Origin of the sequence: Methylocaldum sp. (genome assembly GCF_039794385.1) — a bacterium.
In the GTDB taxonomy this organism is placed as follows: Bacteria; Pseudomonadota; Gammaproteobacteria; order Methylococcales; family Methylococcaceae; genus Methylocaldum.
Genome location: NZ_JBDIVO010000231.1, coordinates 1 through 7,692, shown reverse-complemented (window position 1 = coordinate 7,692; position 7,692 = coordinate 1). Strand labels below are relative to the sequence as shown.

The 7,692-nt window shown below is 57.8% G+C and carries 5 protein-coding genes; 3 read left to right on the top strand and 2 right to left on the bottom strand.

From position 1 onward, the window contains the following. The 3 genes from ABJK70_RS17140 to argA all read left to right on the top strand — a co-directional run. The coding region (locus tag ABJK70_RS17140) for a dihydroxy-acid dehydratase (protein WP_347258563.1) at positions 1 to 812 on the top strand (812 nt) is incomplete at its 5' end. A gap of 4 nt (positions 813 to 816) precedes the next feature. Beyond that, positions 817 to 1,983: an acetylornithine deacetylase gene (gene argE / locus ABJK70_RS17135; protein ID WP_347258562.1), complete on the top strand. Its 1,167-nt coding sequence runs from the start codon at positions 817 to 819 to the stop codon at positions 1,981 to 1,983. 7 nt (positions 1,984 to 1,990) lie between these two features. Next, on the top strand, positions 1,991 to 3,331 hold the full coding sequence (gene argA, locus ABJK70_RS17130; protein WP_077730399.1) for an amino-acid N-acetyltransferase: 1,341 nt from the start codon (positions 1,991 to 1,993) through the stop codon (positions 3,329 to 3,331). A gap of 176 nt (positions 3,332 to 3,507) precedes the next feature. Here the strand turns inward: argA and ABJK70_RS17125 are convergent, their stop codons facing one another. After that, positions 3,508 to 4,980, bottom strand: a complete 1,473-nt coding sequence (locus tag ABJK70_RS17125; protein ID WP_347258561.1) for a glycogen synthase — start codon at positions 4,978 to 4,980, stop codon at positions 3,508 to 3,510. Positions 4,981 to 5,969: 989 nt separating this feature from the next. Next, the gene (locus ABJK70_RS17120; protein WP_156879636.1) at positions 5,970 to 7,232 is read right to left on the bottom strand and encodes an alpha-amylase family glycosyl hydrolase; all 1,263 of its coding nucleotides are present in this window, start codon (positions 7,230 to 7,232) and stop codon (positions 5,970 to 5,972) included. Positions 7,233 to 7,692 lie beyond the last annotated feature (460 nt).

The window sequence follows — 7,692 nt, the reverse complement described above, 5'->3', positions numbered from 1 at the left end:
ATTTCACCCGCATCGGCGAGAAAGTACCCATGCTGGCCGATCTCAAGCCGAGCGGACGCTACGCCATGGCGGAACTGATCGAAATCGGCGGCATCTTACCTTTGATGAAGATGTTGCTGGACGCGGGGCTTCTGCATGGCGACTGTCTCACCGTCACCGGCAGGACGCTCGCCGAAAACTTGGCCGATGTGCGGCCTTACCCCGATGGGCAGGAGATCATACGTTCTCTTGGCAGCCCGATCAAAAAAGACAGCCATTTAGTGGTTCTGAAAGGCAATCTCGCACCCGAGGGCGCCGTCGCCAAGATTACCGGAAAGGAAGGGCTTTCCTTCACCGGGCAGGCGCGGGTCTTCGACTGTGAGGAATTGGCCCTGAAGGCGATCTTAGACGGGACGGTGCAGAAAGGCGATGCCATCGTCATACGCTACGAAGGACCCAAGGGCGGTCCCGGCATGCGCGAAATGCTTTCGCCCACCTCCGCCGTCATGGGCAAGGGCTTGGCCAAGGATGTGGCGCTCATCACCGATGGACGGTTTTCCGGCGGCACCCACGGTTTCGTCGTCGGTCACATTACCCCCGAGGCCTATGCGGGCGGTCCTCTGGCGATCGTTCGGGACGGCGACACCATTACCATCGATGCCGAGGGGCGTGAAATCACCTTGCACCTCGGCGAGAATGAAATCCGCTCGCGGCTCGCATCATGGCGCCAGCCCAAGCCGCGCTATACCAAAGGCGTGCTCGCCAAGTACGCCAAGCTCGTATCCTCCGCCTCCCAAGGCGCGGTAACCGATATGAATTTGGAGGACATCTAAGGCCGTGAACCGGGCCATTCCGGAAACGCTCGAAATGATCGGGGCGCTCATCGAGCGCCCCTCGGTCAGTTGCACCGATCCCCATTATGACCAAAGCAATCTTGCGGTCATCCATCTTTTGGCGGAGTGGCTGGGCGGACTGGGCTTTTCTGTCGAAATCCGTGCTATCGGCGATCGCAAAGCCAATCTGATCGCAACCCTGGGCAGTCGCGAGGATCCCACCGGACTAGTCCTGTCAGGCCATACCGATACAGTTCCTTGCGATCCCGAATTATGGTCTTCGGACCCTTTCAAGGCCGTGGAAAAGGATGGTCGTATTTATGGCCTCGGCAGCGCCGATATGAAATCCTTCTTTGCGCTGGCCTTGGAGGCGGCAAACCGCTTCGAAGCCAAGGACTTTCGACATCCGTTGGTCATTCTCGCGACCGCCGACGAAGAAAGTTCGATGTCGGGAGTGAAATCCCTGGTAGCGGACAATGTGAAACTCGGGCGTTATGCCGTCATTGGAGAGCCTACCGGTCTCAAGCCGATCCGCATGCACAAGGGCGTCATGCTCGAATCCATCGTGGTGAGGGGAAAGGCCGGGCATTCGAGTGATCCCTCCTTGGGCGCGAACGCGATCGAAGGCATGCACGCCGTACTGTCGGAATTGCTGGCTTTCCGTGCCGAGCTCAGGGCTCGGCACCGCAATCCGGCGTTCAAAGTGGATTATCCGACGCTGAATCTCGGTTCTATCCACGGCGGAGACAATCCCAACCGCATTTGCGCGCACTGCGAAACCCAGATCGACATTCGCCCGTTGCCGGGAATGGAGCTCGAGGATTTGCACGAGAAGCTGGTAAAACGGCTGGAGCCGGTATTGGCCCAAGCCAATGGGCTTTCCCTCGAAATCCGCCGCATGTTCGAGGGATTGCCGCCGTTCGAGAGCGATGCCAACGGGGAAATCGTCCGGTGTTGCGAGGAATTGAGCGGCTACGATTCCGGCGCCGTCGCGTTCGGCACCGAGGCCCCGTTTCTGAAACGGCTCGGGCTGCAAACCGTCGTCATGGGACCGGGCCATATCGAACAGGCCCATCAACCCGACGAGTATCTTCCGATGACTCATATCCGTGCAGGAACCGATATCCTGAGCCGTTTGATCGAACGGTTTTGCATCCGGCCCGAGGCTTGAGCGGAAAATGCCTTCATCGACTTCTCCCGACGTTTTCGTTCGCTGGTTTCGCGATTCTTCGCCCTACATCCATGCTCATAGGGGAAAAACCTTCGTCGTGTCGTTCGGCGGGGAAGCCGTTGCCGATAGCGGATTCCCGAACGCGATCCACGATTTCGCCATGCTCAACGGACTGGGCGTGCGCCTGGTTCTGGTGCACGGGATTCGCCCCCAAATCGACGCCCGTCTGAGATTCCGTGGCGTCGAGGCGAATTATCATCAAGGGCTTCGCATCACCGATAAAACGGCGCTCGAATGCGTCAAGGAGGCTGCGGGAACGGTTCGGGTGGAAATCGAGGCATTGTTGTCGCAAGGCCTAGCCAATTCGCCGATGGCCGGTGTGCGTATCCGGGTAGCCTCGGGCAATTTCGTCGCGGCAAAGCCGGTGGGCGTTCGGGATGGCGTGGATTTCCAGAACACCGGAGAAGTGAGGCGCATCGATGTCGACGGGATTCGCGGAGCACTGGACCGGGGCGATATCGTGTTGCTCTCCGCGATCGGTTACTCGCCCACCGGCGAGGTGTTCAACCTCAATGCCGAACAGGTCGCGACATCGGCCGCCATCGCCCTCAGGGCCGACAAGCTGCTGCTGTTGACGGAACAAGACTGCATCTCCAGTTCCGACGGGAAGCTGATTCGGCAGCTTACCACCGGCGAGGCCGAGGAATTGCTGAAAGACGAAAGCGCCTTAGCGAACAAGGAGGTTATTCCGCACCTCAAAGCTGCGGTCAGGGCGTGTCGCGAAGGTGTACAGCGCGCTCACTTGCTCGATCGCCACATCGACGGCGCCGTACTGCTCGAATTGTTCACCCGAGACGGTATCGGAACGCTGATTAGCCGAACGCCGTTCGAAACCATGCGCCCGGCGAAGGTTCAGGACGTTGCGGGGGTACTCGATCTTATCGCGCCGCTCGAGCAAGCCGGCGTACTGGTGCCGCGCTCCCGCGAACGGCTGGAAACCGATATCCACGATTTCGTGGTGATCGAGCGGGACGGACTGATTATCGGCTGCGCCGCGTTGCATGTGTTCCGGGAAGAACGGATGGGAGAATTGGCCTGCCTCGCGCTCCATGACGACTACCGCGGCGAAAAGCGGGGCGAGCGTTTGCTCGAATATCTGGAGGCGAAGGCCCGCACCCTGCATCTGAATCGGCTATTCGCGCTAACCACTCAAACGGCGCACTGGTTCCGGGAACGCGGTTTCGAACCGGCGAACACTGCCGATTTGCCCGAGGCGCGTCGGGCATCTTATAGCCTCCAACGCGCCTCCAAGGTATTGATCAAGCCGCTCGAGCTTTCGCGATCTTGAGTTATTAATCAGACCCGTAAATACCCTCCTGGTATTTCGGGCCGCCGCCCAGGCCGGTACACGCCCGGCCTGGGCTCACGCGGCTTGTCGCCGCGCCGGGGCATCCCTGCCCCGGATTAACCCGGCCTATATTTATAGGCCGGGTTAATAATCGTCCGGGTCTTGCCGAGCGAGTCTTATTTCTCGCGGATGAGGTCGTAGATATTGAGGTAATCCTGTCCCGGATTCTTCCACGAGAAATCGTAGCGCATGGCGTTCTTCATCAGTTCCCGGAAGTGATCGGGATAGTCGTAGTAACAGCTCAACGCCCGTCCGAGCGCCGATTCCAGCCCGCTGTAATCGTAATCCCTGAACACATAGCCGTTGCGCTCGTTCAGCGGCTTGTACGAATAATCCTTGTCGAATACCGTGTCCGCCAGGCCGCCGACTTCCCGCACCACGGGCACGGTGCCGTAGCGCATGGCGATCAGCTGGGTGAGACCGCAGGGTTCGAACTGGCTCGGCACCAGCATGATATCCGCGCCGGCGTAGATGAGATGCGACAGTTCCTCGTTGAAGCCGATTTCGATGTGACAATCCGGGTTATCGTTCAGTTGGTGTTTCAGGCTCCAGAAATAGCTGTTGATCTGTCCGTCCGGACTGGAGCCCAGCAGCACGAACTGGCCGCGCCGGTGCAACGTATAAAAAATGGCGTGGCGGATGAGTTCCAGCCCTTTCTGGGGGTCCAGCCGGCCGACGAAGGCGACGATCGGTTTTTCGTTGTCGGCGATCATCAGGCGGTCTCGCAGCGCCTTCTTGTTCTTGTATTTTTCCTCGATGTTGTCGACGCCGTAGCGCTGCGCGATATGATGGTCGATTTCCGGATTCCACACGTTGTAATCGATGCCGTTGACGACGCCGCCGTATTTTACGTGGTGGATATGCAGCGTGGGTTCAAGGCCGAAACCCTGGCCCTGGTCCTTGGCTTCGCTGGCATGGCGCGGGGAAACGGTCGTCACGAAGTTGGAATAGACCACGCCGGCTTTCATCAGATTGATCGCATGGGGATTGAAATTGTCCCGCAGCCGGTCGTAATGGAAATAGTATTCGGGCCGGTTGAGGCCGGTCGCGTGGAGCACTTGCGCGCCGGTGACTCCCTGGTGCTTGAAATTGTGGATGGTGAAGCACACCCGCGGGTGGGTCATGCCGAGGAATTTATAGATCTCGAACAGAAACACCGGCGCCAGCGCCGTCTGCCAGTCATGGCAATGAATGATGTCGGGATTCTTGCCGGATTTCCAGAGAAACTCCATGGCCGCCCGCGTGAAGAACGCGAAGCGCAGAACGTCGTCGTTGAAGCCGTAAATGCAGCCGCGGTTGAAGAAATTGTCGCTGGAATGCGGCTCGATGAAGAAGCACTTGCGGCCATGCACGAATCCGAAATAGACGGTGCAATGAATGGCGCCGCCGTACCAGGGCACCCACAAGTCTTTGTAGGTTTCGCACAGGCCCCAGATATGGTCGTAACGTAGGCAATCGTATTTGGGCAGTATGATTTCGACGTGATTGCCGCGGATTTCCAGTTCGTTGCCGAGTCCGAACACGACATCGGCGAGGCCGCCGACTTTGGCGACGGGCGCGAGCTCGGGCGTGATCTGAACGATAAACATCGACGGAATCGCTGAAACAGGCTGGTGTGGCATCGGTTCGGGTTCAGGCGCGAGCTGAGCCTGCGACGCTGATCGCGGTTCCGGTTCCACCGGCACGGATTCCGGTTCGGGCGGGGGCATTTTCTCCAAGGGACGGAACTCTTCTGGCGTCGGCGTCGGAGCCGGAATTGCACTAGCTGTCTCTGAGGGCAATAGCTCCGCAGTCTCTAGGCGTTCGGGGGCTATCGGCTCAGGTGCTGACGGCGAATCGGCGGCAGAAATCGGAGCGGGCGGTATTTCGTCAGAGTCCTCTGATTTCTTTGAATGTCGTGACCATGCCTCAGCTTCCGTAACTTTCGCGGGAGATTCGGCTGAAGCGAGTTCGACCGGCTTCTTTTGATCCGCCCGACCGAGCTTCGCGCTAACCAGCTTCACTTCCGGTTCGGCTTTTTCCGGCTTTTTCCCTGAAGCTTTGGGCGCGATTTTTTCGGCCGGCGCCATGGCTGCCGCGAGGGAAACGGTTTCTTTCTCCGGCTCGTGGCGAACTGCTTTCCCGGATGCCGGAGTCTTGGACCTCGTAGAAGGCTTCGCGCGAACAACGGAGGTCTCCGACGGCGAACGCGCGTTTGCAGCTTTGGATCGAGTGGCCTTGGCTTGGGATTTTTCCTTTGTCGCGGGCTTCTCCATGGCTTTTCCGGGTTTTCCTTTTTGGGACTCGGAAGCGTTTACTTTCTTATCTTGAGGCGGGGTCTTTTGGGTCATGAGGTTGCGTCCGGTTGCCTAACATGAACTCGACAAGGCTAGTTTAAGCGATCCAGGGTTTCGAAAAAAACGCCATGTCGGCTCAAGTTAGGAGTTAGCCTATTTACTCGGGTGGCCTGTGCGTCGCGAAATCGGGGTGATGACGGCCACGGATTATTGGATGGAATGATTGCCGAAGATCGGCCTCTCCACCGGTCAGCCCGCATTTTGCGTTACTTTGGTTGCACTTTCGATGCGGGCAGAGAGCGTCACTGCGTTACCAGGACCCGTCCCATTCCCGGTGTCAGCTCGAACTGGAAAGGCGTCGGCAAGTAATCCAGGGGCCATTCCGGCGAGACATCGAACAGCGGCGGTTCGCTTTGAACAAGATGGTACAGATTGTCGGAGAAGAAATTCTGCCGATTCCAAGCGTCCTTGTTCATAATGATCAATGCCTCGCTACGCTTCCGGCTGGCGGTTTTTCGCATCAGCAAGATTTCCGGATTGGAATGGTCGAGCACTTGCGTGGCGCTCTCCTCATCGAATATCTGATGCCGACTCTTGATTCCATTGATCTGTTTGATGTAGCCGGTCAAATCGATATCCGTTTTTTCCCAGTCATCAGGCGTGGTATCGACGACGTGGAGCGGCTTTCGGAAGCCGAATTCGAATCCCATGGGTATCATCACACCGGCGGAAAACAGCGCCGAGAAGAAATAGCGCTGTTTGACCGCATCGACATTCTGCTGGAACTCCGCGAATGCGCGCGCCGTATCGTGGCTTTCGGGGAAACTGACGGACGGTACGATTTCACGTGTGAGCCGGTATTGATCCATCAGCCAGGAGCCGGAAAAATCCCACCATTTCGAGCTGTTGAAGATAAAGTCGAAACCGGCTTGCGCGGTTTCCCGGGTTTGATCGGCACTACAGCCCAAGGTCTCGGCCAGGAATACGGTTTCGGGGTGCGCCCGTTTGGTTTCTTCGATGAGCCGTGCCCAGAAACGGCTGGGCAACTGGTAAGCCGCATCGCAGCGCAGTCCCTTAAAGCCCAGGCCGACCAGGTATTCGACGATTTCGCGGCAGTAACGGTACAGACCTTCCGGATCGGACGTATGCTGATGATCGAATTGCGCGAGATCGCGCCAGACGACCTTTTCTCCTTCATGCATACAGAACGGGTGGGCGATGCGCCTGCCTTGTTTGACGAACCACTCCGGATGCTGCTTGAGCAAAGCCGAATCATAGGCACAATGATTGATGACCAAATCGACGATCATGCCGAGCCCCAGGCTTTCGGCTTGACTTGCGATCTCGCGCAGTTGTTCTTCCGGCGATTTGGAAGAGCGGGCATTCAGCAACCACGGATCGATTTGAAAATAATCCTTGATGGAATAAAGGCTGCGGGATCGTCCGAGCTTCTGGACGGGATTGACGAAGATCCAGTTGAATCCCATATCCGCCGCTCTTTCCAGATGCGGCTTCCAACGATTCAAAGGACCCGCGAGCCGCGGGAAGAGGTTATAGATTTTCATGCGTTTTGGAGAATTGCTCGGCGCGAGGTAAATAATCTAGGTCGGGGGCGGATGGCCCTATATCGAATAGACCGCGGTAAGCGCAGCGGGGTTCATCCACCCTCCCAGGCTCGGGACTTCCCGGAAGCCCTTTTGCTGCGGTTTCGGTCGCCGGGTTTGGAAAAACTAAAGCATTTTCATATCTACCGTACGGGAACTCGCGAGTAGGTCGGGAATCCCGTTTGCGATTGGAGCGCCGAAGCCGCCCTTCCCGACGCCGCCGTTAGGGCAACGGGTTCGTCGGCAAAGGATTGCCGACCTACAAATACTTGAGTCGATTTACCCTAGCCGAAAGCGCCAACGACTTCCGCCAAGCCCGTTATGCCGTATGAGCGAGATGAACGCGCTCTAAAGGAACGTCGGACAAGCTTCGATGACTTTCGAATGTCGGCTTAGAAAAGGGATGCCGATTGGCATCCCT

Coding starts and splice junctions, on each gene's coding strand:
- ABJK70_RS17125 (WP_347258561.1), bottom strand. CDS start 4,980: ATGTTTATCGTTCAGATCACGCCCGAGCTCGCGCCCGTCGCCAAAGTC.
- argA (WP_077730399.1), top strand. CDS start 1,991: ATGCCTTCATCGACTTCTCCCGACGTTTTCGTTCGCTGGTTTCGCGAT.
- ABJK70_RS17120 (WP_156879636.1), bottom strand. CDS start 7,232: ATGAAAATCTATAACCTCTTCCCGCGGCTCGCGGGTCCTTTGAATCGT.